Annotated in this window: 20 protein-coding genes and 1 pseudogene; 9 read left to right on the top strand and 12 right to left on the bottom strand. The window is 69.0% G+C overall.

Annotated features, from left to right (window positions below; all coding sequences use genetic code 11):
- Window positions 1–30: 30 nt before the first annotated feature.
- The 7 genes and pseudogenes from gyrA to dnaA form a co-directional block, all read right to left on the bottom strand.
- Window positions 31–2,670, bottom strand: a complete 2,640-nt coding sequence (gene gyrA, locus AC3CH1_RS14085; RefSeq protein WP_488463204.1) for a DNA gyrase subunit A — start codon at window positions 2,668–2,670, stop codon at window positions 31–33.
- A 47-nt stretch (window positions 2,671–2,717) separates the two neighbouring features.
- A complete protein-coding gene (gyrB, locus tag AC3CH1_RS14080; protein WP_488463203.1) occupies window positions 2,718–4,787 on the bottom strand; it encodes a DNA topoisomerase (ATP-hydrolyzing) subunit B in 2,070 nt (689 codons plus the stop codon).
- A gap of 447 nt (window positions 4,788–5,234) precedes the next feature.
- Entirely contained in the window at window positions 5,235–5,756 is a 522-nt protein-coding gene (locus AC3CH1_RS14075; RefSeq protein WP_488463202.1) for a DciA family protein, read from the bottom strand.
- Window positions 5,757–5,955: 199 nt separating this feature from the next.
- Window positions 5,956–7,086, bottom strand: a complete 1,131-nt coding sequence (gene recF, locus AC3CH1_RS14070; RefSeq protein ID WP_488463201.1) for a DNA replication/repair protein RecF — start codon at window positions 7,084–7,086, stop codon at window positions 5,956–5,958.
- A gap of 67 nt (window positions 7,087–7,153) precedes the next feature.
- A complete protein-coding gene (gnd, locus tag AC3CH1_RS14065; protein ID WP_018957318.1) occupies window positions 7,154–8,038 on the bottom strand; it encodes a phosphogluconate dehydrogenase (NAD(+)-dependent, decarboxylating) in 885 nt (294 codons plus the stop codon).
- 161 nt (window positions 8,039–8,199) lie between these two features.
- Window positions 8,200–9,330: a DNA polymerase III subunit beta gene (dnaN, locus tag AC3CH1_RS14060; RefSeq protein WP_488463200.1), complete on the bottom strand. Its 1,131-nt coding sequence runs from the start codon at window positions 9,328–9,330 to the stop codon at window positions 8,200–8,202.
- A 960-nt stretch (window positions 9,331–10,290) separates the two neighbouring features.
- Window positions 10,291–12,161 (bottom strand): annotated as a pseudogene (dnaA, locus tag AC3CH1_RS14055) (chromosomal replication initiator protein DnaA).
- Window positions 12,162–12,542: 381 nt separating this feature from the next.
- Here dnaA and rpmH point away from each other — a divergent pair.
- The 9 genes from rpmH to AC3CH1_RS14010 all read left to right on the top strand — a co-directional run bounded on the left by rpmH (window position 12,543) and on the right by AC3CH1_RS14010 (window position 19,471).
- Window positions 12,543–12,680, top strand: coding sequence for a 50S ribosomal protein L34 (gene rpmH, locus AC3CH1_RS14050; protein WP_003967884.1), 138 nt, complete (start codon window positions 12,543–12,545; stop codon window positions 12,678–12,680).
- A 19-nt stretch (window positions 12,681–12,699) separates the two neighbouring features.
- Window positions 12,700–13,071, top strand: coding sequence for a ribonuclease P protein component (gene rnpA, locus AC3CH1_RS14045; protein WP_003967883.1), 372 nt, complete (start codon window positions 12,700–12,702; stop codon window positions 13,069–13,071).
- Complete coding sequence (gene yidD, locus AC3CH1_RS14040) at window positions 13,068–13,427, top strand: membrane protein insertion efficiency factor YidD (RefSeq protein ID WP_078625761.1); 360 nt, start codon at window positions 13,068–13,070, stop codon at window positions 13,425–13,427. Before rnpA ends, yidD begins: the two co-directional genes overlap by 4 nt.
- A 3-nt stretch (window positions 13,428–13,430) precedes the next feature.
- Complete coding sequence (yidC, locus tag AC3CH1_RS14035) at window positions 13,431–14,693, top strand: membrane protein insertase YidC (protein WP_488463199.1); 1,263 nt, start codon at window positions 13,431–13,433, stop codon at window positions 14,691–14,693.
- 14 nt (window positions 14,694–14,707) lie between these two features.
- Complete coding sequence (locus tag AC3CH1_RS14030; RefSeq protein ID WP_488463198.1) at window positions 14,708–15,223, top strand: Jag family protein; 516 nt, start codon at window positions 14,708–14,710, stop codon at window positions 15,221–15,223.
- Between the two features lie 109 nt (window positions 15,224–15,332).
- Window positions 15,333–16,049, top strand: a complete 717-nt coding sequence (rsmG, locus tag AC3CH1_RS14025; RefSeq protein ID WP_488463197.1) for a 16S rRNA (guanine(527)-N(7))-methyltransferase RsmG — start codon at window positions 15,333–15,335, stop codon at window positions 16,047–16,049.
- Window positions 16,050–16,376: 327 nt separating this feature from the next.
- A complete protein-coding gene (locus AC3CH1_RS14020) occupies window positions 16,377–17,453 on the top strand; it encodes a ParA family protein (RefSeq protein WP_488463501.1) in 1,077 nt (358 codons plus the stop codon).
- Window positions 17,450–18,544, top strand: a complete 1,095-nt coding sequence (locus tag AC3CH1_RS14015; RefSeq protein WP_488463196.1) for a ParB/RepB/Spo0J family partition protein — start codon at window positions 17,450–17,452, stop codon at window positions 18,542–18,544. The genes AC3CH1_RS14020 and AC3CH1_RS14015 overlap by 4 nt, the downstream gene beginning before the upstream one ends.
- Window positions 18,545–18,853: 309 nt before the next feature.
- Window positions 18,854–19,471: a GNAT family N-acetyltransferase gene (locus AC3CH1_RS14010; protein WP_488463195.1), complete on the top strand. Its 618-nt coding sequence runs from the start codon at window positions 18,854–18,856 to the stop codon at window positions 19,469–19,471.
- A gap of 101 nt (window positions 19,472–19,572) precedes the next feature.
- Here AC3CH1_RS14010 and trxA read toward each other — a convergent pair whose 3' ends face one another.
- From trxA to AC3CH1_RS13985, 5 genes are all read right to left on the bottom strand, one after another.
- A complete protein-coding gene (gene trxA, locus AC3CH1_RS14005; RefSeq protein WP_007447388.1) occupies window positions 19,573–19,905 on the bottom strand; it encodes a thioredoxin in 333 nt (110 codons plus the stop codon).
- A 44-nt stretch (window positions 19,906–19,949) separates the two neighbouring features.
- The gene (gene trxB, locus AC3CH1_RS14000; RefSeq protein ID WP_488463194.1) at window positions 19,950–20,921 is read right to left on the bottom strand and encodes a thioredoxin-disulfide reductase; all 972 of its coding nucleotides are present in this window, start codon (window positions 20,919–20,921) and stop codon (window positions 19,950–19,952) included.
- A 126-nt stretch (window positions 20,922–21,047) separates the two neighbouring features.
- A complete protein-coding gene (locus AC3CH1_RS13995; protein ID WP_488463193.1) occupies window positions 21,048–22,016 on the bottom strand; it encodes an anti-sigma factor family protein in 969 nt (322 codons plus the stop codon).
- Window positions 22,013–22,729: an RNA polymerase sigma factor SigM gene (gene sigM, locus AC3CH1_RS13990; protein ID WP_488463192.1), complete on the bottom strand. Its 717-nt coding sequence runs from the start codon at window positions 22,727–22,729 to the stop codon at window positions 22,013–22,015. Before sigM ends, AC3CH1_RS13995 begins: the two co-directional genes overlap by 4 nt.
- 209 nt (window positions 22,730–22,938) lie before the next feature.
- Window positions 22,939–24,669 carry a protein kinase family protein gene (locus AC3CH1_RS13985; protein ID WP_488463191.1) on the bottom strand — a complete coding sequence of 577 codons (1,731 nt, stop codon included), beginning with the start codon at window positions 24,667–24,669 and terminating at the stop codon, window positions 22,939–22,941.
- Between the last annotated feature and the right edge of the window lie 80 nt (window positions 24,670–24,749).

The following is a 24,749-nucleotide window of genomic DNA, read 5'->3' as shown; positions in this document are numbered from 1 at the left end:
CGAACCGGCGCCCGTGGCTCCACTCACGCTCTACTCCTCGTGCTCCCCGGTCGAAGGCTCCGTGCCCTCGACAGTGCCCTCGCTCACGCCCTCGGCGTGAACCCCGGCCGGCTCGCCATCGACGTCATCGGCCCCATCGACCTCTTCCGCCTCACGGCCGGCCTCGGCGTTGCGCGCGATGCCGACGACGGCGTCGCGCTTGCCCAGATTGATCAGTTGAACGCCCATGGTGTCACGGCCCGTCTCCCTGACTTCATTGACTCGCGTACGAATCACACCACCGCCGAGCGTGATGGCGAGAATCTCGTCGGTCTCCTCGACCACCAGCGCACCGACGAGCGATCCGCGGTCCTCCACGATCTTGGCGGCCTTGATGCCGAGGCCGCCGCGGCCCTGGACGCGGTACTCGTCGACGGGGGTCCGCTTCGCGTACCCGCCGTCGGTAGCGGTGAAGACGAACGTACCGGGCCGGACGACATTCATCGAGAGCAGTTCGTCGCCCTCGCGGAAACTCATCCCCTTGACGCCCGAGGTGGCACGGCCCATCGGGCGCAGCGCGTCGTCCGTCGCGGTGAACCTGATCGACTGGGCCTTCTTGCTGATGAGCAGCAGATCGTCCTCGGCCGACACCAGCTCGGCGCCGATCAGCTCGTCGTCGCCGCCGGCCGGCATCTCGCGCAGGTTGATCGCGATGACACCGCCCGAGCGCGGCGAGTCGTAGTCCTTGAGCGCGGTCTTCTTCACCAGACCGCCCTTCGTCGCCAGGATCAGGTACGGCACGGCCTCGTAGTCGCGGATCGCCAGGATCTGGGCGATCTTCTCGTCCGGCTGGAAGGCCAGCAGGTTGGCGACGTGCTGGCCGCGCGCGTCCCGGCCGGCGTCCGGGAGCTCGTACGCCTTGGCCCGGTAGACCCGGCCCTTGTTCGTGAAGAACAGCAGCCAGTGGTGGGTCGTCGAGACGAAGAAGTGGTCGACGATGTCGTCTTCCCGCAGCTTCGTCCCGCGCACGCCCTTGCCGCCGCGCTTCTGCGAGCGGTAGTCGTCCGTCTTCGTGCGCTTCACATAGCCGCTGCGGGAGATCGTGACGACGATGTCCTCCTCGGCGATCAGGTCCTCGATGGACATGTCACCGTCGAAGGGCACCAGAGCGGAGCGCCGGTCGTCGCCGAACTTGTCGACGATCGCCGCCAGCTCCTCGCTGACGATGGTGCGCTGCTTGGCGGGCGAGGCCAGGATCTCGTTGTATTCGTTGATCTTCGCCTGGAGCTCGTCGTGCTCGGCGGTGATCTTCTGGTGCTCCAGCGCGGCCAGTCGGCGCAGCTGCATCTCCAGGATCGCGTTCGCCTGGAGCTCGTCGATCTCCAGCAGGCCCATCAGTCCCTCGCGCGCGATGTCCACCGTGTTGGAACGCCGGATGAGGGCGATGACCTCGTCGATGGCGTTCAGCGCCTTGAGGAGGCCGCGCAGGATGTGCGCCCGCTCCTCGGCCTTGCGCAGCCGGAACTTCGTCCGCCGGACGATGACCTCGATCTGGTGCGTCACCCAGTGGCGGATGAACGCGTCGATCGACAGCGTGCGCGGCACCCCGTCGACGAGCGCCAGCATGTTCGCGCCGAAGTTCGTCTGGAGGTCGGTGTGCTTGTACAGGTTGTTCAGGACGACCTTGGCGACCGCGTCCCGCTTGAGGACGACGACCAGGCGCTGACCCGTACGCGAGGAGGTCTCGTCGCGGACGTCCGCGATCCCGCCGACCTTGCCGTCCTTGACCAGGTCGGCGATCTTCTGCGCGAGGTTGTCGGGGTTGGTCTGGTACGGAAGCTCCGTGACGACCAGGCACTGACGGCCCTGGATCTCCTCGACCGCGACGACCGCGCGCATCGTGATGGAGCCACGGCCGGTGCGGTACGCCTCCTCGATGCCCTTGCGGCCCACGACCAGCGCGCCGGTGGGGAAGTCGGGGCCCTTGATGCGCTCGATCAGCGCGTCCAGCAGCTCCTCGTGCGAGGCCTCGGGGTGCTCCAGGTACCACTGGGCGCCGGAGGCGACCTCGCGGAGGTTGTGCGGCGGGATGTTGGTCGCCATGCCGACCGCGATGCCCGCAGAGCCGTTGACCAGCAGGTTCGGGAAGCGCGCCGGCAGGACCGTCGGCTCCTGGTTGCGGCCGTCGTAGTTGTCCTGGAAGTCGACGGTCTCCTCGTCGATGTCCCGGACCATCTCCATGGACAGCGGCATCATCTTGCACTCGGTGTACCGCATGGCGGCGGCCGGGTCGTTGCCCGGGGAACCGAAGTTGCCGTTGGAGTCCACCAGCGGCATGCGCATCGACCAGTGCTGCGCGAGGCGCACCAGGGCGTCGTAGATGGAGGAGTCGCCGTGCGGATGGTAGGTGCCCATCACGTCGCCGACGACGCGGGCGCACTTGTAGAAGCCCTTCTCGGGGCGGTAGCCGCCGTCGTACATCGCGTACAGCACCCGGCGGTGGACGGGCTTGAGGCCGTCCCGTACGTCGGGCAGCGCACGCGAGACGATGACGGACATCGCGTAGTCGAGGTAGGAGCGCTGCATCTCCGTCTCGAGCCCGACGGGCTCGACGCGCATGCCCACACCGGGGACGATGACTTCCTCGGGCGTCGCGGGTTCAGGTGTCACAGGGGTGTTCTCGTCGGCCATTGCTGGTCAAAGTCCTTTCGAGCTGCGGCGTCGCTGGTACGGCCGACTCAGATGTCGAGGAAGCGGACGTCCTTGGCATTGCGCTGGATGAACGAGCGCCGCGCCTCGACGTCCTCGCCCATGAGCACCGAGAACAGGTCGTCGGCCTGCGCCGCGTCGTCCAGCGTCACCTGGCCGAGCACCCGGTGGTCGACGTCCATGGTCGTGATGCGCAGCTCTTCGGCGTTCATCTCGCCGAGGCCCTTGAAGCGCTGGATCGAGTCTTCCCTGATCCGCTTGCCGTTCTGCTTGCCGAGCGCCACCAGGGCGTCGCGCTCCCGGTCCGAGTACGCGTACTCGAAGTCGTCCCGGCCCCACTTGATCTTGTAGAGCGGCGGGCGCGAGAGGTAGACGTTGCCCTGCTCCACCAGGGGCCGCATGAAGCGGAAGAGGAACGTCAGCAGCAGGGTGTTGATGTGCTGACCGTCGACGTCGGCGTCCGCCATCAGGATGATCTTGTGATAGCGGAGCTTCTCGATGTCGAAGTCCTCGTGGACCCCGGTGCCGAACGCCGAGATCAGCGCCTGGACCTCGGTGTTCTGGAGGATCTTGTCGATCCGGGCCTTCTCGACGTTCAGGATCTTGCCGCGGATGGGCAGGATCGCCTGGTACATCGGGTTGCGGCCGGACTTCGCCGAACCGCCGGCGGAGTCACCCTCGACGATGAAGATCTCGCACTTGGTGGGATCGTTCGACTGGCAGTCGCTGAGCTTGCCCGGCAGCGAGGCGCTCTCCAGCAGCCCCTTGCGCCGCGTCAGGTCACGCGCCTTGCGGGCCGCCACACGGGCGGTCGAGGCGGCGATGCCCTTACGGATGATGTCGGCGGCCTCGTTGGGGTTCCGGTCGAACCAGTCCGTCAGCTGCTCGTGGACGACCTTCTGCACGAAGGTCTTGGCCTCCGTGTTGCCCAGCTTGGTCTTCGTCTGACCCTCGAACTGCGGCTCGCCCAGCTTCACCGAGATGATCGCGGTGAGGCCCTCGCGGACGTCCTCGCCGGTGAGGTTGTCGTCCTTCTCGCGGAGCAGCTTCTTGTCGCGCGCGTACCGGTTGACCAGCGAGGTCAGTGCCGCACGGAAACCCTCCTCGTGCGTGCCGCCCTCGTGCGTGTGGATCGCGTTGGCGAAGGAGTAGACACCCTCGGTGTACTGCGTGTTCCACTGCATGGCGATCTCGGCCGAGAGGAGACGGTCCTTGTCCTCGGCCTCGATGTCGATCACCGACTGGTGAATGACGTCGCCCTTGCGGGAGTTGAGGTACTTCACGAAATCGACGATGCCGTTTTCGTAGTGGTACGTGACCGAGCGTGCGGTCTCCTCCTCGGCGGGCTCGACCGCGTCCGCGCTGTCCGCGCCCGCCGTCGCCTTCGCCGACTCCCGCTCGTCGGTCAGCTTGAGGGTGAGGCCCTTGTTGAGGAACGCCATCTCCTGGAAGCGGCGCGAGAGGGTCTCGAAGCTGTACTCGGTGGTCTCGAAGATGTCCCCGTCGGCCCAGAAGGTGACCGTCGTACCGGTCTCCTCGGTGGCCTCGTGCTGGGCCAGCGGGGCGGTCGGGACACCGAGCTTGTAGTCCTGGGTCCAGCGGTGGCCGTCGGTCTTGACCTCGACGGCGACCCGGGTGGACAGGGCGTTGACGACGGAGACGCCGACGCCGTGCAGGCCGCCGGAGACGGCGTAGCCGCCGCCGCCGAACTTGCCGCCCGCGTGCAGCACGGTCAGCACGACCTCGACGGCCGGCTTCCCTTCGGACGGCACGATGCCGACCGGGATGCCCCGGCCGTTGTCGATCACACGAACCCCGCCGTCGGGGAGGATCGTGACGTCGATGGTGTCCGCGTGGCCCGCCATCGCCTCGTCGACCGAGTTGTCGACGACTTCCTGCACGAGGTGGTGCAGGCCGCGCTCACCGGTCGAGCCGATGTACATGCCAGGCCGCTTGCGGACCGCGTCCAGCCCTTCCAGCACGGTGATCGCGCTGGCGTCGTACGAGGCGGCGACCTCGCCGTGCTCGCCCGCTGTGGACGGAATGTTCTCGTTGGGGTTGCCGGAATCGGCCACGAAGCGCCCTTTCTGGCACAGCACAGGCCGTTCTCCGGACAGGCGGGAGCGGCTGCGTCGTTCGGCTTGTATCGACGACTCCCGCCTCAGCGGCGGGATTACTCACCAGTCTACCGGTAGCACTGACATGAATGGGGGTTTGCCGGTACCTGAGTACGCATGTGCCGCCCTGAATGAGCGGCTGACGACTCCCCATATTCGGGAAGGGGCTCCAAGAGGCCCTGAAGGGCTTTGAGCGCTTCGGCCTGTCAACCTCCCGCTACGGTGAGGGACGCTCCAGCCGTACCGCCCGGTTTCCTCGCGCGCGAACCCTGACGAAACCACCCATACGCCCGCCCGGTACACGACAAGTTTACGCCAAAAGTGCAGCTCAGCGCGGTGACCGGAGATCCTTACGGCAGGGGGTGCGGAGCAGGGAGCCCGACCGCGGGCCCGCCGCGGCCCGCCCCCTCCCGCCGACGGCCCGAACCCTCACCCGTAGGTGTCGCCAGGACCCTTGCTGCCGGGCGCCCGCAACGGCCCGAACCGGCGCTCCGGGCCCCCCGGCCCCACCACCTTGATCATCCGTACGGTGCCCTGCCCCAGATCCGCGTTCAACCGGGCCACCAGCTGCGGAGCCAGCAGCCGCAGCTGCGTCGCCCACGCCGTCGAATCACAGCTCACGGTCAGCACCCGGGCGTCCGGATCGTCGTCGTACCGCAGGGGTACGCAGTGGTTCGCCAGATCGGCGCCGACGATCTGCGGCCACCGCCCCATCACTCCGCCGACCGCGGCGGGCGTCTCCCAGCCCCGCTCGGTGATCAGCCGGTTGATCGCGGAGCCCAACGGCTGCGGATCCCGGCCGTCCGACCGTGCGCCCGAGCGCAGCCCGCCGCCCCGCCGGGCCTGCTTCTTCTGCTGCGCCGCCGCACCCCGCGCCCTGGCCTGCTCCTTCGCCGCCCGCAGCGCGACCCGGGCGAGATCGACCCCGGTCACCTCGGGCGGCTTCGGCATCCCCGAAGGCGCCCGGAACCGGCCCCGGACGGAGCCCCGGAGGCCGTCCCGGCCGTCGTCCCGGAAGCGGCCGGATCCGGCAACGCCTCTGCCGGCCCACCTGCCCGGCCCGCACCCGCGCCCTTCGCGCGCGCCGCTCCCGTACCGCTCGCGCGGGAGGCCGATCCCCGGCGGCCCGCCCCGCTCTCTCCCCGGGCGGTCATACGCGCTCCACCTCGCCCGAGGACACCGCGTACCGCGCCCCCGCCAGCACGCCCGGAACGTCCTCCGCCACCGCGGCCGTCACGAGCACCTGCTCGCCCGGAGCCACCAGCTCCGCCAGCCGCTCACGGCGACGGGCGTCCAGCTCGGCGAAGACGTCGTCCAGCACCAGCACCGGCTCGTTGCCCTCGGAGCGCAACAGTTCGTAACTGGCCAGCCGCAGCGCCAGCGCGTAGCTCCAGGACTCGCCGTGGCTCGCGTACCCCTTCGCCGGCATCCCCCGCAGTCCGAGCACCAGATCGTCGCGGTGCGGGCCGACGAGGGTCACGCCCCGCTCGATCTCCTGCTTGCGGACGCCCACGAGCGCCGCGATCAGCTGCTCGTACAACTCCTCGCGGGTGCGCGCGGGACCCACGTCCTCGCCGACCGAGCTGCGGTACTCCAGCGCCACGGGACCGCCGCCCGGAGCCACGTCCCCGTACGCCTTGTCGGCCAGCGGCTGGAGCGTGGCGATCAGATCGAGGCGCTGCGCGAGCAGCTCCGCGCCCACCCGGCCCAGGTGCTGGTCCCAGACGTCGAGGGTGGACATGTCCATCGAGCGGCCGCCGTGCCGCCGGGCCATCGCCGCGGACTTCAGCAGGGTGTTGCGCTGCTTGAGCACCCGCTCGTAGTCGGAGCGGACCCCGGCCATCCGGGGCGACCGCGCCGTGATCAGCTCGTCCAGGAACCGCCGCCGCTCACCGGGGTCGCCCTTGACCAGGGCCAGATCCTCCGGCGCGAACAGCACGGTCCGTACGATCCCGAGCACGTCACGCGGTCTGACCTGCGAGGACCTGTTGATACGGGCCCGATTGGCGCGGCCGGGGTTCAGTTCCAGCTCGATCAGCTGCGAGCGCTCGCCCTGGGTGACCGCCGCACGGATCACCGCCCGCTCCGCGCCCATCCGCACCAGCGGGGCGTCCGAGGAGACCCGGTGGCTGCCGAGGGTGGCGAGATAGCCGACCGCCTCGACGAGGTTGGTCTTGCCCTGCCCGTTGGGCCCCACGAACGCGGTGACGCCCGGGTCGAGAGGGACCTCGACCCGGGCGTACGAGCGGAAGTCGGCCAGCGAGAGATGGGTGACGTGCATGGTGGCCGACCTCTCCCGATGGTGCTTCGCAGGTTGTTGCGCTGCCGACGCGTGGCCGGCGGTCCGATCAGTTCTCGGACTTGGACTCGACCGCGTGCCCGCCGAACTGGTTGCGCAGCGCGGCGATCATCTTCATCTGCGGCGAGTCGTCCTGGCGCGAGGCGAATCGCGCGAACAGCGACGCCGTGATCGCGGGCAGCGGCACCGCGTTGTCGATCGCGGCCTCCACCGTCCAGCGGCCCTCGCCCGAGTCGGCGGCGAAGCCCCGGAGCTTCTCCAGGTGCTCGTCGTCGTCGAGCGCGTTGACCGCGAGGTCGAGCAGCCAGGAACGGATGACCGTGCCCTCCTGCCAGGAGCGGAAGACCTCGCGCACGTCGGTGACGGAGTCGACCTTCTCCAGCAGCTCCCAGCCCTCGGCGTAGGCCTGCATCATGGCGTACTCGATGCCGTTGTGGACCATCTTCGCGAAGTGGCCGGCGCCGACCTTGCCCGCGTGGACGGAGCCGAAGTCGCCCTCGGGCTTCAGCGCGTCGAGGATCGGCTGGACCTTCGCCACGTTCTCCTCGGTGCCGCCGTACATCAGGGCGTAACCGTTCTTCAGGCCCCAGACGCCACCGGAGACGCCGCAGTCCACGAAGCCGATGTCCTTGAGGCCCAGCTCGGCGGCGTGCTTCTCGTCGTCGGTCCAGCGGGAGTTCCCACCGTCGACGACGACGTCGCCGGGCGAGAGCAGCTCGGCCAGCTCGTCGATCGTGGACTGGGTCGCGGCACCGGCCGGGACCATGACCCAGACGACCCGCGGGCCCTTCAGCTTGCCCACAAGCTCTTCGAGACTGTGGACATCGGCGACATCCGGGTTGCGGTCGTAACCGATGACGGTGTGGCCTGCGCGGCGGATGCGCTCGCGCATGTTGCCACCCATCTTGCCGAGGCCGACGAGACCGAGCTCCATCAGAGATTCCTTAAGCGTCGTGGCGATAAGCGTCGGGGCGTTTGCGCCCAGGACCGAGCCTACGCCCGGCGGGGGACAGCACGGCGGGCCCGCTCCGCGCCGAGCGGGCCCGCCGGAAACTGCCGCGGATACGTCCCCCGAACAGCCGGGGGATGCCGGGATCAGCCGGAGAGGCGCACCGGCATGATCAGGTACTTGTACGCGTCGTCCGCCTCGGCGTCCACGGCCGGGCGGCCGCTGAGCAGGGCGGGCTTGGTCGACGTGGTGAACGAGAGCTGGGCGACCGGGGAGTCGATCGCGCTCAGACCGTCCAGCAGGAACGTCGGGTTGAAGGCGATCGAGATGTCGTCGCCCTCCAGCACCGCGTCGACGCGCTCCACAGCCTGTGCGTCGTCGCTGGAGCCGGCTTCCAGGATGAGGACACCCTGCTCGAAGCTGAGCCGTACGGGGGTGTTGCGCTCGGCGACCAGGGCCACGCGCTTGACGGCCTCGACGAAGGGAGCCGTCTCGATCACGGCGACGGAGTTGAACTCGGTCGGGAAGAGCGTGCGGTACTTCGGAAGATCGCCTTCGAGGAGACGCGTGGTCGTCCGGCGTCCGGCGCCCTCGAAGCCGATCAGGCCCTCGCCCGCACCGGAGCCGGAGAGCGCCAGGGTGACCGTGTCGCCGCTCGTGAGCGCCTTCGCGGTGTCCAGGAGGGTCTTGGCGGGCACCAGGGCGACCGCCGAGGCGTCGGCGTTCTCCGGCTTCCAGAGGAACTCGCGGACCGCGAAGCGGTAGCGGTCGGTGGAGGCGAGGGTGACGGTGTCGCCCTCGATCTCGATCCGCACACCGGTCAGCACGGGCAGCGTGTCGTCGCGGCCGGCGGCGATGGCGACCTGGGCGGCGGCCGAGGCGAAGACCTCACCGGGGACGGTGCCCGTGGCGGTCGGCATCTGCGGCAGCGCGGGGTACTCCTCCACAGGCAGTGTGTGGAGGGTGAAGCGGGAGGAGCCGCAGACGACCGTGGCCCGCACACCGTCGGTGGAGATCTCCACCGGGCGGTTGGGCAGGGCGCGGCAGATGTCGGCGAGCAGCCGGCCGGAGACGAGCACCGTGCCGTCCTCGTCGATCTCCGCGTCCACGGAGACCCTGGCGGAGACCTCGTAGTCGAAGCTGGAGAAGCTGAGAGATCCGTCCTCGGCCTTCAGCAGAAGGCCCGCGAGAACGGGCGCCGGCGGACGGGCCGGGAGGCTGCGGGCCACCCAGGCCACCGCCTCCGCGAGTACATCGCGCTCCACCCGGATCTTCACCGGAACCGCCTCCTGCTGTTGCTCGCTCGCCCTGCTGGCCTTCGTCGTCTGGACCGGAGCTCCCTGCCGAGGGCTGGGGAGGCTCCGGGGTCCAGTCTGACGTACGGCACCGACAGTCGTTGCTGCTCGGGGTCAAGTCGGGCCAGGAGCTTCGCGGCGGTCGAGGGGCGAGTTGTCCACAGCACCCACTTCGAAGCTGATTCCTGGCTAACTCTGGGTGGTAGTAGTAGTAGGCCTTGTGGATACCGTGGATAACGTCGTTTGCGCAGGTCAGCGACTGTTTTTTGTCCACCGGTCCTGTGGGTGGCGCCCGTGGAAAACCAGGGCTTTCTGTGGACGGGCGAAAGTTCTGCACACCCGATGCACAGGAGGGGGCCACTTCTCCCCAGGCCTGTCCCCAGCTTTACCCACGTTCCCCACAGCCCAACCGACCCTCTTGGTGTGATGCCTTTCACTCCGAGCGGTGAGAGCGGGTGTTGCGTTGCCGAACAGTGGACAAGGGTGTGGAGAAGCAGGGAGAAGCTGGGGACAACATGGCTCAACCTGTGGGTCGCCGGTGGACAACGACGAGCGCCTCCTGTGGACGAAAAAACTGTCCACAGGCTGTGGATGACGGTTGACCACAAATCCCCAGCCGGGTGACCTGGCCTGATGGAGTATCGGCAGCCGACCCTGTGGACGCAATATGGACAACTTCCCAGTCCCCAGGCTGTGGACGGAAGATTTCTCCCCCATCTGTGGAGAAGGGCCTCTGAGCAGCCCGTATTCGAACAACGCGGGGCCGCCAAGGCGCTCGAAGCGGGCTTCGAACAGCCCGGAGGGGGCTCCGGACGGCCCGGTGGAGGCTCCGGACAGCCCGCTACGGGGCCCCGAGAACGCGAAAAGCGCCTGGCGCGGACCGTGGAGGTCCGCGCCAGGCGCCCTTGAGAAACGCTTCAGGAGAAGTCCCGGAAGCCGGCGTCAGCCGTTCTTGATGCGGTTGGTCAGCTCGGTGACCTGGTTGTAGATGGAGCGGCGCTCCGCCATCAGCGCCCGGATCTTCCGGTCCGCGTGCATCACCGTCGTATGGTCGCGGCCGCCGAACTGCGCACCGATCTTCGGCAGCGAGAGGTCGGTCAGCTCGCGGCAGAGATACATGGCGATCTGGCGCGCCGTCACCAGGACCCGGCTGCGCGAGGATCCGCAGAGGTCGTCCACGGTGAGGCCGAAGTAGTCCGCGGTCGCCGCCATGATGGCCGGCGCGGTGATCTCCGGCGCCGATTCCTCGCCGCCCGGGATCAGGTCCTTCAGGACGATCTCGGTCAGCCCGAGGTCCACCGGCTGCCGGTTCAGCGAGGCGAAGGCGGTCACCCGGATCAGCGCGCCCTCCAGCTCGCGGATGTTGCGCGAGATCCGCGAGGCGATGAACTCCAGGACCTCCGGCGGGGCGTTGAGCTGCTCCTGCACCGCCTTCTTGCGGAGGATCGCGATCCGGGTCTCCAGTTCGGGCGGCTGGACGTCGGTCGTCAGACCCCACTCGAAGCGGTTGCGCAGCCGGTCCTCCAGGGTCACCAGCTGCTTGGGCGGCCGGTCCGAGGAGAGCACGATCTGCTTGTTCGCGTTGTGCAGCGTATTGAAGGTGTGGAAGAACTCCTCCTGCGTCGACTCCTTGCTCGCCAGGAACTGGATGTCGTCGACCAGCAGGATGTCCACGTCGCGGTAGCGCTTGCGGAAGGTGTCGCCCTTGCCGTCGCGGATCGAGTTGATGAACTCGTTGGTGAACTCCTCCGAGCTCACGTACCGCACCCGGGTCCCCGGGTAGAGGCTCCGCGCGTAGTGCCCGATGGCGTGCAGCAGGTGGGTCTTGCCGAGCCCGGACTCCCCATAGATGAAGAGGGGGTTGTACGCCTTCGCCGGAGCCTCGGCGACGGCGACGGCCGCGGCGTGCGCGAACCGGTTGGACGCCCCGATGACGAAGGTGTCGAAGAGGTACTTCGGGTTCAGCCGGGCGTGCGGTTCGCCGGGGCCGGGTGCGGGGGCGGGCTGGGCGCCCATCGGACCGGGTACCGAACCGCCGGCCCGCCCGGGGCCGTGGCCGCCCTGGCGGGGCCCCGGCTGCTGCTGGTCCTGGCGGTCGGGGCGCTGCAGCTCGTACCCCTGGTGCTCGGGAGGCTGCGACCGGTAGTCGTGCTGCTGGGGGCGCCCGGTGCCGTACGGCTCGCGCCACTGCTCCGGAGGCTGCTCCCGGTACGGCTCGTTCTCGCGCTCCCGGTACGACTCGCTCTCGCGGTACGGCTCTCCGGAGGGCTGCTCGCGGTCCTGGTACCCGCCGTGCCGCGGCTGCTGCCAGGAGAGGTCCTCCTGGGTACGCGGCCAGGCGCCGGGCTCCGGACGCTGCTGCTGGTAGTCGGGGTAGGCCGGCCGGGCCGTCGGCATGCCGTCGTCGGAGGGCCGGTGGCCGTAACCGTCGTACGTGTCGCCCCGCGGCCCGTCGTCGCGCGGCTGCGCCGGGTAGCGGTGGCCCTGCTGGCTCTGGTGCGACTGGTGCATCGGGGCGCCGGCGGGGAGGGCGGTTCGCCCGCGGAGTCGTCGACGGTGATCGCGATCCGGATGGGGCGGCCGCACTCGCGGGTCAGCGTCTCGCTGATGAGCGGCGCGAGCCGGCCCTCCAGGACGCGCTTGCCCCACTCATTGGGGACGGCCAGCAGTGCGGTGTCGGCGACGAGTGCCAGGGGCTGGCAGCGCTCGATCCACTGCTTGTCCTTCGGCTCGATGCCCTGCTGACCCTCCCCGAGGAGTTGTTCCAGCACTCGCGGCCACACTGCGGCAAGATCGGCAGGTACGTCAGCCACAAGGCACGCTCTCTCGCATGTCCCACGAATGTGTGGTTCTCGGGACGGGATGGGTCGGGTCGGGTGAGGCCCGGCAGTCGGGAAGGAAAAGAACCGGAGTTCAGCCACGGTAGTCAGGCGGAGCCGCGCGGTTCAAGTTGTTGTCCACAGGCTGTGCACAATGAGGGGTCACGTGAAGCCGGTTTGACCGGATGGCGTAGCCGCGCGTACCGTGACCAGGTCGAGTTGTCGATGGCTGCTGCCGCCTGCCTCCGATGGGCAAAGATCACGATCTGTGATTGTGAAGCGGTGCACTAAGGCGTTTACGCGAGTTCCTCGTGGGCGCACGGTGACAGCCAGGCGATGTCCCGCCAACACACGAATCATTTCTGGAGCCCCCGAGTGAGCAAGCGCACCTTCCAGCCGAACAACCGTCGTCGCGCCAAGACCCATGGCTTCCGGCTGCGCATGCGTACCCGTGCCGGCCGTGCGATTCTCGCGAACCGCCGTGGCAAGGGCCGCAGCAGCCTGTCCGCCTGATCGCCAACAGGTCCATGACGTGCTGCCTACCGAGAATCGGCTGAGGCGGCGCGAGGACTTCGCGACCGCGGTACGACGAGGACGTCGAGCCGGACGTCCACTGCTCGTCGTCCATCTACGCAGCGGTGACACGGACCCGCACGTGACGGGGGAGACTGTTCCCCCGCCGCGTGCGGGTTTCGTTGTCAGCAAGGCCGTGGGGGGCGCAGTCGTCCGTACCGCGGTGAAGCGGAGGCTTCGCCACCTGGTCCGCGACCGGCTGGCTCAGCTGCCCCCCGGTAGCCTTGTTGTCGTACGGGCGCTGCCCGGTGCGGGCGACGCCGATCATGCCCAGCTGGCCCGAGACCTGGACGCCGCCCTTCAGCGGCTGCTGGGAGGGGGCGCGCGATGAAGTACCCGCTGCTTGCTCTCATCAAGCTGTACCAGTGGACGATCAGTCCACTCCTCGGGCCTGTCTGCCGTTATTACCCGTCGTGTTCCCACTATGGATATACGTCGATCGACAGGCACGGTGCCATCAAGGGAACAGCGCTGACAGCCTGGCGCATCCTGCGGTGCAATCCGTGGTCACCCGGCGGTGTGGACCATGTCCCGCCACGTAGGCGTCCGCGGTGGCACGAGCTGCTGCGCAATGCCCTGCGCGGCGAAAAGGGCGGGGAGTCCGCCGCTGATGTGCCGTCCGGGGGGTCGGTCTCCGAACCTCCGAGCCCGGCCGCAGAGACCTCGCCCAATGCTCAAGGAGCCTGATTAGTGGACACGATTGCCAGTCTGTTCAGCTTTATCACCACACCCGTCTCATGGGTGATCGTTCAGTTCCACAAGGTCTACGGGGCGCTCTTCGGCGACGACTCCGGCTGGGCCTGGGGTCTGTCGATCGTGTCCCTGGTGGTGCTGATCCGGATCTGCCTGATCCCGCTCTTCGTGAAGCAGATCAAGTCGACCCGCAACATGCAGGTGCTCCAGCCGAAGATGAAGGCGATCCAGGAGCGCTACAAGAACGACAAGCAGCGTCAGTCCGAAGAGATGATGAAGCTGTACAAGGAGACGGGCACCAACCCGCTCTCCTCGTGCCTCCCCATCCTGGCGCAGTCCCCGTTCTTCTTCGCCCTGTATCACGTGCTGTCCTCCATCGCCTCGGGCAAGAAGATCGGGGCGATCAACCAGGACCTGCTGGACAGCGCGCGTCAGGCGCACATCTTCGGTGCCCCGCTCGCCGCGAAGTTCACGGACAGCGTCGAGAAGGTCACCTCGCTCGACGCTTCTCTGATGGACGTCCGGATCGTCACCGCGATCATGATCGTGCTGATGTCGGCCTCGCAGTTCTTCACGCAGCGCCAGCTGATGACGAAGAACGTCGACCTGACGGTGAAGACCCCGTACATGCAGCAGCAGAAGATGCTGATGTACATCTTCCCGGTCATCTTCGCCGTGATGGGCATCAACTTCCCCGTCGGTGTCCTCGTCTACTGGCTGACCACGAACGTCTGGACCATGGGTCAGCAGATGTACGTGATCAACCAGAACCCGACGCCGGGCAGCAAGGCGCAGGACGCCTATCTCCAGCGGGTCCTCAAGAGCGTGTCCGCCCACGAGCAGGTGCGCGGCCGGACCCGGCGCAACACCGTCAAGGCCATCGTCGCCAAGGGCCCCGACCGCAACGACATCGAGCGCAAGTTCATCACCGGCCTCGGCAAGCTGGGTCTCGCGGCCCAGGACGACGGCACGGTGCAGAAGAGCGAGACCGCCGTCGCCGACGCGGAGGGCCAGGCGCACAAGCGCCAGCAGCCCAAGCGCCAGACCAAGGCGAAGCGCCAGACGGCCGGTGCCACGACCGGTGGAGCCAAGGACACGGAGACCGCGGACGCCGGCTCCACGACCTCGCTCGAGAAGCAGGACGCACCGCAGGACGACAAGCCGAAGTCGGCGGGCAAGCCCGCCTCCGGCTCCTCACGCCAAGCCAAATCCGGACAGCGCAAGGGCCCCCAGCGGCCCAAGCACCCGTCCAAGAAGTAAGAAGGAGTCCATCCGTGACGGAAGGCACCACCTCCACGGCCGCCGCCGAGGCCGGCAGCGACACCCTGACCCGCCTGGAGCAGGAGGGCGAGATCGCGGCCGACTATCTTGAGGGTCTGCTCGACATCGCCGACCTCGACGGCGACATCGACATGGATGTCGAGGCGGACCGGGCCGCGGTGTCGATCATCAGCGAATCGGCGCGCGACCTCCAGAAGCTCGTGGGCCGCGACGGTGAGGTCCTGGAGGCGCTCCAGGAGCTGACGCGGCTGGCCGTCCACCGGGAGACGGGCGACCGCAGCCGGCTGATGCTGGACATCGGTGGCTTCCGGGCCGAGAAGCGCGAGATCCTCGCGGCGCTGGGTGCCAAGGCCGCGGACGAGGTCAAGAGCTCGGGCGAGCCGGTGAAGCTGGACCCGATGACGCCGTTCGAGCGCAAGGTCGTGCACGACGCGATCGCCGCGGCAGGTCTCCGGAGCGAGTCGGAGGGCGAAGAGCCGCAGCGCTTCGTCGTCGTTCTCCCGGCCTGACCGGATCCTTGTACTGTCGGCCCCGTCTGTTCGCAGGCGGGGCCGATCTTTGTCAGCCTGATAGTCAGCCACCCACAGTGCGCTAGTGCGGTATGGAAGGACGGTCCCCGTGACGGAGGCAGCAGAGCTCCCCCAGGCACCTGCGGAGGCGCAGGCGGTGTTCGGAGAGTTCTTTCCGGAGGCCCTCCGGTACGCGGAGCTCCTGGCGGATGCCGGGGTCAAGCGAGGTCTGATCGGGCCGCGTGAGGTCCCCCGGCTGTGGGAGCGGCACCTGCTGAACTGCGCGGTGCTCTCCGAGGTCGTGCCCAAAGGCGTCACCGTCTGCGATGTGGGCTCCGGCGCGGGGCTGCCCGGCATCCCGCTGGCTCTGGTGCGCCCCGATCTCAAGATCACCTTGCTGGAGCCGCTGCTGCGGCGGACGAACTTCCTCCAGGAAGTCGTCGAACTGCTCGGCCTGGACCATGTGACGGTCGTGCGCGGCCGGGCCGAGGAGGTCCTCGGGACGCTTCAGCCCGTTCACGTGGTGACCGCCCGTGCGGTGGCGCCGCTGGACCGGCTGGCGGGTTGGGGCGTGCCGCTGCTGAAGCCTTATGGGGAGATGCTCGCGCTCAAGGGCGACACCGCCGAGGAGGAGCTCAACGGGGCCAGGGCCGCGCTCAGCAAGCTCGGTGTCCTGGAGACCGAGGTGCTCCAGGTCGGTGAGGGTTTGGTCGATCCTCTCTCCACCGTGGTCCGTGTCGTGGTGGGAGAGAGCCCGGGGGGTGTGAGGTTCGCCGCAAAGAGGGCCAAGGCCGCTCGGACGGAGCGGACGCGTAGGCGTCGCTGAGGGGCGCCGTCTGGACGGTGGCACCGTCCGACCGGGAGCTCTGTCGGGTCGGGCGGTATGCGGCTTCTGTTGGTTCTCGCGGCGCTTAGCAGTGGTTCAGCCGAAAAGTAGCGATACTTACCCGTGCGGAGTGTCGTGGCCTGGTAGTTGCTTCGCGGGGGCATCGTGTTTCACGTGAAACGTCGCTCTCTGCTGCAGGGAATCATCGGCCGCGGTCGTGCGGCTGCCACGCCGCGCGACCGCAAGCCCGGACGGGTTGCCGAGTTGTCCACACGCACGGATTCATCCACAGAACAGCGGGCCTCGCTGGTTCACGACCCCGAAAGCATGGCAGGCTCTGTTCATTGCGAGCCTGAAGTCGAGGAGAGTGAATCCTTGCGGTCCGACGCCAACATCGCGGGACCGATGACCGACCCGGTCCCCGGTCCCCGAACCGAGTCCGTGGGTGAGGGTGTTTCACGTGAAACACCGCCGCCGATGGACGACACACCCATCGGCCGAGCCGCTCAGCTGGCGGTCGAGGCCCTCGGCCGCGCCGGCGAAGGGCTGCCCCGCCCTGACCGCACCCGCGTCATGGTGGTGGCCAACCAGAAGGGCGGGGTCGGGAAGACGACCACGACGGTCAACCTTGCCGCTTCCCTGGCGCTGCACGGTGCACGCGTTCTGGTGGTCGACCTCGACCCGCAGGGCAACGCTTCCACGGCGCTGGGCATCGATCACCACGCCGATGTTCCCTCGATCTACGACGTCCTGGTGGAGAGCCGCCCCCTCTCCGAGGTGGTCCAGCCCGTCCCGGACGTAGAGGGTCTCTTCTGTGCGCCCGCGACCATCGATCTCGCCGGTGCGGAGATCGAGCTGGTCTCGCTGGTGGCACGGGAGAGCCGGCTCCAGCGGGCCATCCAGGCGTATGAGCAGCCGCTGGACTACATCCTCATCGACTGCCCGCCCTCACTGGGTCTGTTGACGGTGAATGCGATGGTGGCCGGGGCCGAGGTGCTGATCCCCATCCAGTGCGAGTACTACGCGCTGGAAGGCCTGGGGCAGCTCCTGCGGAACGTCGACCTGGTGCGGGGCCATCTCAATCCGGACCTGCATGTCTCGACGATCCTGTTGACGATGTACGACGGCCGGACGAGGCTCGCCTCGCAGGTCGCCGAGGAGGTTCGTACCCACTTCGGCAAGGAAGTGCTGCGCACGAGCATTCCGCGGTCGGTGCGCATCTCGGAGGCGCCGAGCTACGGGCAGACCGTGCTGACCTACGACCCGGGCTCCAGCGGTTCGCTCTCGTATCTTGAAGCGGCCCGGGAGATCGCCCTGCGGGGCGTCGGGGTGAACTACGAGGCTCAGCACGCCCACACGAGCAGTCAGAACAGCCAGCAGAACGTTTCGGAGGGCATGCAGTGAGTGAGCGTCGTAGAGGACTGGGGCGTGGGCTCGGTGCGCTGATCCCCGCCGCTCCCCAGGAGAAGCAGGTGTCAGCGCCCGGGGGTGGTGCGGCGTCGTCCGGCGCGGGTCCGGTGCTGACGGCGGAGCGCGGGGTGGCCGCTGCGAAGGTGACCGCGCTGCCCTCCGTCCCGGTGGTGCCGGAGCCTGCGTCCACTCCGGAGGGCCGATCCGAGCAGGAAGCCGGGACGTCCGGTGCGTACTTCGCCGAGCTGCCGATCGGGACGATCACGCCGAACCCCCGCCAGCCTCGTGAGGTCTTCGACGAGGACGCGCTGGCCGAGCTGGTCGTCTCCATCAAGGAAGTCGGCCTTCTCCAGCCGGTCGTGGTCCGGAAGGCGGGCCCGGACAGCTACGAGCTCATCATGGGTGAGCGTCGGTGGAGGGCCTGCCGTGAAGCGGGCCTGGAGCGGATTCCCACCATCGTCCGCGCCACGGACGACGAGAAGCTGCTGCTGGACGCGCTCCTGGAGAACCTCCACCGGGCTCAGCTGAACCCGCTGGAGGAGGCCGCCGCGTACGACCAGCTGCTCAAGGACTTCAACTGCACCCATGACCAGCTGGCCGACCGGATCGGCCGGTCGCGTCCGCAGGTGACGAACACGCTGCGGCTTCTGCGGCTTTCGCCGCCGGTGCAGCGCCGGGTCGCCGCAGGCGTGCTTTCGGCCGGCCATGCCCGCGCGCTGCTGTCCGTGGACGACTCCGAGGAGCAGGACCGGCTGGCCCACCGCATCGTGGCCGAGGGGCTTTCGGTGCGTGCGGTCGAGGAGATCGTGACGCTCATGGGCTCGGGCCCCACGAGTGCTGCGAAGCCCAAGGGCCCGAGAGCAGGCGGCCGTCTGTCCCCCGCTCTGACCGACCTGGCGACCCGCCTGTCCGACCGCTTCGAGACCCGGGTGAAGGTCGACCTGGGGCAGAAGAAGGGCAAGATCGTCGTCGAGTTCGCCTCGATGGAGGACCTGGACCGGATCCTCGGCAGTCTCGCCCCGGGCGAGGGCCGGGTGCTGGAGCGTCGGCTCGCCGAGACGTCCGAGGAGGACGACGAGGGCTGAGCAGCGGGACCCGATCCGAGGAAGGGCGGGGCGTGAGCCGGGTACGTACCGGAACACGGCCCGCCCTTTGCGCTCTCCCGGTATCCGCATTACCTCTGGGTGGATACGATGCGTTCTGGGACGGCGCATCCACGGCGATCGACCTCAGAGGAGGGCGGAGGCCTTGCGAAGAGTGAGCCGCAGTCGGCTCGTCACGGTCGGGCTGGGGTTGGGCGCCGTCGGGGGGTTCGTCGGCAGTCTGTTCCATGAACGGAGCACTCTGGCAGCCGCACGTGGTGCGGCGGGCGAAGGAAGGGAGACATCGCTGTCATGGGGCGTCGGCTCGTACCGCTCACCCTGGACAACCTTCCGGATCTCCCCGAGCGTTGCCGCTCGTGCGTCTTCTGGGAGCTTGACCCGGTCAGTGGGGAAGCCGCGGTAAAGGCGGGCAAGCCGGAGCTGGAGAAGGAAGCCTGGATCTCCGCGGTCCTCCTCGAGTGGGGGTCCTGCGGCCGGGTGGTCTATGTGGACGACGTGCCGGCGGGCTTCGTGCTCTACGCCCCGCCCGCGTACGTCCCCCGTTCGACGGCGTTCCCGACCAGCCCGGTCTCTCCCGATGCCGTCCAGCTCATCACTGGGCTGATCATTCCCGAGTACCAGGGTCAGGGGCTGGGCCGTGTCATGGTGCAGACGGTGGCGAAGGACGTTCTGCGCAGGGGCTTCAAGGCGATCGAGGCGTTCGGCGACGCGCGGTCCGAGCAATCCACCTGCGTACTCCCCGCAGACCATCTGCTCGCCGTCGGCTTCAAGACCGTGCGGCCGCATCCCGTGTACCCACGGCTGAGGCTGGATCTGCGGACGACGCTCTCCTGGAAGGAAGACGTGGAGATGGCCCTCGACCGGCTTCTGGGGGCGGTTCAGAAGGAACCGGCGCTGCGGCCGTTGTGAGGCCGGGCCGTCGCCGCCTGACACCATGTGAAACGGGCCCACCCCTTGAAGGGTGGGCCCGTTTCACGTGAAACATTGCGACGGCGCGCGCCGCTGCGCGATTACGCGGTAATGAAGCCTTCGAGGTCGCGGAGGATCGCGGCCTTCGGCTTGGCGCCGACGATGGTCTTGGCGACCTCGCCGCCCTGGTACACGTTCAGGGTCGGGATGGACATCACGCCGTACTTGGCGGCGGTGGCCGGGTTCTCGTCGATGTTGAGCTTGACGATCTCGATCTGGTCGCCGTGCTCCGCTGCGATCGCCTCCAGCGAGGGGGCGATCTGGCGGCACGGGCCGCACCAGGCGGCCCAGAAGTCCACCAGAACGGGCTTGTCGCTCTTGAGGACGACCTCGTCGAAGGTGTCATCCGTAACGTGCTTCAGGTCGCCGGCCACGGCGGCCTCCTTAGTCTCTCGGGGGTGGGGTGCGGTGCGGACGTTCAGACGGCCGGGGTCTTCTCCGGCTCGGCGGGCTCCGCGTCGGCCAGGGCCGCGAGGAAGCGCTCGGCGTCCAGGGCGGCGGAGCAGCCGGTTCCCGCTGCCGTGATGGCCTGACGGTAGGTGTGGTCGACCACGTCTCCGGCGCCGAAGACGCCGGTGAGGTTGGTGCGGGTGGAGGGCGCCTCGACCTTCAGGTAACCCTCGTCGTCGAGCTCCAGCTGGCCCTTGAAGAGCTCGGTGCGCGGGTCGTGGCCGACGGCGATGAACAGCCCGGTCACGGGGAGCTCGGACGTCCCACCGGTCTTGGTGTTGCGCAGGGTCAGACCGGAGAGCTTCTGGTCGCCCTTGACCTCGGCGACCTCACTGTCCCAGGCGAACTTGATCTTCGGGTCGGCGAAGGCCCGGTCCTGCATGGCCTTGGAGGCGCGCAGGGTGTCACGGCGGTGGACGATCGTGACGGACTTGGCGAAGCGGGAGAGGAAGGTCGCCTCCTCCATCGCGGTGTCGCCGCCGCCGATCACGGCGATGTCGTGGTCCTTGAAGAAGAAGCCGTCGCAGGTGGCGCACCAGGAGACGCCGCGTCCGGAGAGGGCGTCCTCGTTGGGCAGTCCGAGCTTGCGGTGCTGGGAGCCGGTCGTGACGATGACGGACTTGGCGCGGTGGACGGTGCCCGCGGTGTCGGTGACCGTCTTGACGTCACCGGTGAGGTCGACCGCGATCACGTCGTCGGGGATCAGCTCGGCGCCGAAGCGCTCGGCCTGGGCGCGCATGTTGTCCATGAGCTCGGGGCCCATGATGCCGTCCTGGAAGCCGGGGAAGTTCTCCACGTCGGTGGTGTTCATCAGCGCACCGCCGGCCGTGACGGCGCCCTCGAAGACCAACGGGTTCAGCGAGGCGCGGGCGGTGTACAGCGCGGCGGTGTACCCGGCCGGTCCGGAGCCGATGATGATCACATTACGGACGTCGCTCACGGGTTTCTTCCTCGTTTCTGCAGACTGCCTAACTGCCTACGGGGTCGGTTCAACGACTCACACCCCACCCAACGGATCCTACGGCTGATGCATTCCCGAACGTGCCGCGGCGGTCGCGGACGGTTTTCAGGGGCGGTCGTAGGCGCGGGTGAGCAGCAGCTGCCCCGGGGACTCCGGGGCGGTGTCCACGCAGGAGGAGGCCACGAGATAGGCCTGCACGCGTGAGGGGTCGCTCGGGTGCGGAAGGACGACGAGATAGGTGTCCGTTCCCTGGTACGTCCCCGTATCGAGGGCGAGGGCCGGCGTGGTGCGGCCGGTGGCTTGCTGGACGCAGGGGGGAACAGCGACGGCGGGGGCCTTCAAGGGGCTGTTGGAGGCCTCGGCGTCTGGGGTGAGGGCTTCGCTCGTCGACTTGGTGTCCGCGCCCGGCGGCACCTTCTTGGCGCCGGGGCTCTCCTGGGCGGTCCCACTGCCGAGGAGAGCCTGCACCTGGGATTCCAGAGTGCCGTCGGCGTAGGCGTGCGCGCGGCTCTCCTGGGCGCTGACTCCGCTGTCGGCCGCGGTCTTGGACGAGTCGCCGGATGGAGCGATGGACTGGAGGAAGAACACGCTCATCCCGATGACCGCCGCGCCGAACGCGGTGCCGAGGACCACAGCGCGCCGCCGCCGGCGGGAGGGACGACGGCCCGGTCCGGTGGCGGCGGAGGACCGGCCCGCAGGACGATCCTGCACGGAGGCGCCGACGCTCCTGGGAGCGGGCTCGCGCGTCGCACGGTCGGTCGTCGTGTCTTCGGCGGTCGTTGTTTCACGTGAAACAACGACCGCCGAAGACACGGTGGGAGCGGCGGGGCGGGCCTCCGCCGCGAGAGCCGCGTCGATACGTGCGGCGATGTCCTCGGGCATCGGCTCCGGGTCGGGCATCGTTCCGAGGAGCCCACGGATCTCGTCCAGGGAGTCCTGTACCTCCGAGCAGAGGTCGCAGCCCGTGACGTGCTGCTGGACTTCCCTCGCCCGGGAAGGGGAGAGCAGTCCCTCGATGAGATCGGAGATCTCGGAGACCTCCGGGTGCTGAGCCGTGTCGGCCGTGGATGTCACGGGCGCCCACCTCCTCCCTTCGTAGCGGCAGGATCGCTTGCTCCTGCGTCTCTGGGACCTGACGCAGGTGGGACGGATGCTCCGGGCGTCCGGTTCCTTCCGGCCGCGCCGTTCTCCCCGTCGGGTGCCTGCCCCCCGGTCCCCACGCGCAGATGCCGGACCAGGGGGGCCAGTCTCGCCCGGCCCCGGGCACATCGGCTTTTCACGGTGCCGGGCGGCACATCGAGGATGCCGGCTGCCTCCGCGACGGGGTAGCCCTGCATGTCGACGAGGACGAGGGCCGCCCGCTGCTCGGCGGGCAGTGTCGCCAGAGCCTCCTGGACCTGGCGATGGAGGTCCTGCCGGACCGCAGGGGCCTCGGCCGATTCATGGGGTTCCAGGAGCTGATCGAGCCGTTCGGCGTCGTCCACCGGGGACGTCTTGCGTGAGGCGGCCTTGCGGACCCGGTCGAGGCAGGCGTTGACGGTGATCCGGTGCAGCCAGGTGGTGACCGCGGACTGGCCGCGGAAGGTGTGGGCGGCGCGGAAGGCGTTGACGAGGGCATCCTGGACGGCGTCTGCCGCCTCTTCCCTGTCCCCCAGGGTGCGCAGCGCCACGGCCCAGAGCCGGTCGCGGTGGCGGCGTACGAGTTCACCGAAGGCGTCGGGGTCGCCCGCCACGTGCTGGGCGAGCAGGTCCGAGTCGCTCGGTGCCTCTGGTGGAACGGAATCCACCGTGCTCCCCCTCCGAACCGGATCCGATGTCACATGCGGGCCGCACCCGGTGAAGCGGTGCGACGGGGAGAAGCCTGCCGTCACGGGTGTGACGACCGCAACCCTTGTCGTCGCAGGGGCTCGGTGGTGCGGGCGGTCCGCCCCACAGTAACGGGCGTGTGGGGTCGGTGATCACGGGCCGGCACGGGTGGCCCGGACCGGCCCGTTCGTCAGCCGAGGACGGAGATGTCGGTGATGCCGCCGCGGTAGCCGCCGGTGCCGTCCGAGGGGAGCTCCGTGACGTGGATCAGGACGTAGCGGGTGCGGACGGGCTTGTCGAGCTTCTCCTCCAGTTTCGATCCCGCGACGCTCCGCTTGGCGATCGACTGGTCGAAGTCGGCCGCCGTGGACGGGGACGAGGCGTCCGGGGAGGCTGCGAGGACCGTGGTCGTCTGCCCGCTCCGGTACATGGACACCTCGACGCCGGAGACGTCCCGTACCTTGCCGAGGTCGACGATGATTCCGCTGCCCTGCTTGCGCTGGGGGAGGTTCCCGAAGTTGGCGAACCCCTGGTACCGAGGGGTGACCCAGTGGGTTCCGGAATCGCCGTCGATGGTGTTCTGCACCTCCCGCTCCTTGATGCCGGAGCCGTCGGGCATGAACTCGGTGGCCCCCGCGATGTCCAGCGGTTCGCCGGAAGGCGCGGGCGGGTCGTCCTTGTTCTTGTCGTCCTCGTTCGGTGCGGTGACGCCGGTGTCGTCGGACCCCTTGGTGCGGTCGAGCAACGCCTCCGCGAGCTGCCAGCTGCCGAGGCCCAGGGCGGCGATGAGGAGCGCCGAGACGGTCCACTTGAGCGCGCGGCCGGCACGGCTCTGCAGGGGGGCCGGAGGGACGGGCATCACGGGCTGGGTGACGGCGGACGGGTGGGAGGACGGCCGCCCGTACGTGCCCTGCTGATAGGTCGTGCGCTGGTAGGCCGGCGGCGCGGTGAACGTGGGTTCCGGAGGAAGGATGCGCGGCATGGCAGCGACGGCCTTGGCCAGCTCGTCCGGGGTCGTGCAGGGCGGCTCCTGCCGGGAGGCGGTGGCACCGTCGTTGGCGAGCGCCCGCATGGCGAGCTCGGAAAGACCGCGGTGGATGCCGGCCCGGACCTGGTCCGGGGCGATGAGTCCCATGCCCTTGGGCAGCCCGGCGAGGCCGTGGGCGTCGTCCCCGTACGGCCAGCGGTGGGTCAGTGCGGCGTACAGCAGGGCGCCGATGGCCTCCGTGTCCGTCCGGAGGGGGCGCTCCGCCGTGATGCCGCGCAGGGCGGCGTTCACGGCGAGGCCTCGGATGCGGTACTGCCCGGTGGAGCTGCGCAGGACCGCGCCGGGCGTGAGGCGCAGATGGGACAGGCCTTCCCGGTGGGCGGCGGCCATCGCCTGGGAGAGCTGGCTGACGAGCTGGTAGGCGTCGTGGGCCTCCATCGGCCCGGTGGCCAGCAGAGCGGTGAGCTCGATGGCGTCCGGCAGCCATTCGTGGACCACGTAGACGAGGTCGTTCTCCTCGACGGCGTCCAGGACCTGGACGAAGCGGGGGTCGCCGAGCAGAGCTGAGGAGCGGGCTGCGGCCAGCACCGAGCGGGCCCGCGGGTGGTCCGCGGGCAGCAGGTGTACGCCCACCGCGCGGCGGAGCTTCTCGTCGACAGCACGCCAGCTGCTGAAGCCGTCCAGACGGGTGACGCACTCCTCCAGGCGGTAGCGCCCGGCGAGTTTGTGACCGCTGTGCAGATCGGGTGAGGCCGGAACGGCCTCGGAACGCGGCCGCCCGCCGTCCGTCTTCTCGGTGTTCTTGGGGCTCGCGCCCTCGGTTTCCTCGGCTTGCGCCGTCCCGTCGGTCGTGGCCTCGTCCGCCTTGGCGGTCAGCGGCTCGTCGCCGCTGTTGTCAGCCACGTCGACGGCAGCCGTGCTACGTTCCGCCACCGTCGTTCCTGCCTCCCCATCCGTTGCGCGATGCCAGCCAGCTCTGCACAGTCACGCCAATTGTGCCCACACTCCGGCGC

It is taken from the genome of Streptomyces sp. MGP-P1 (genome assembly GCF_057766565.1).
This window is presented reverse-complemented; position numbering and strand designations above follow the sequence as displayed.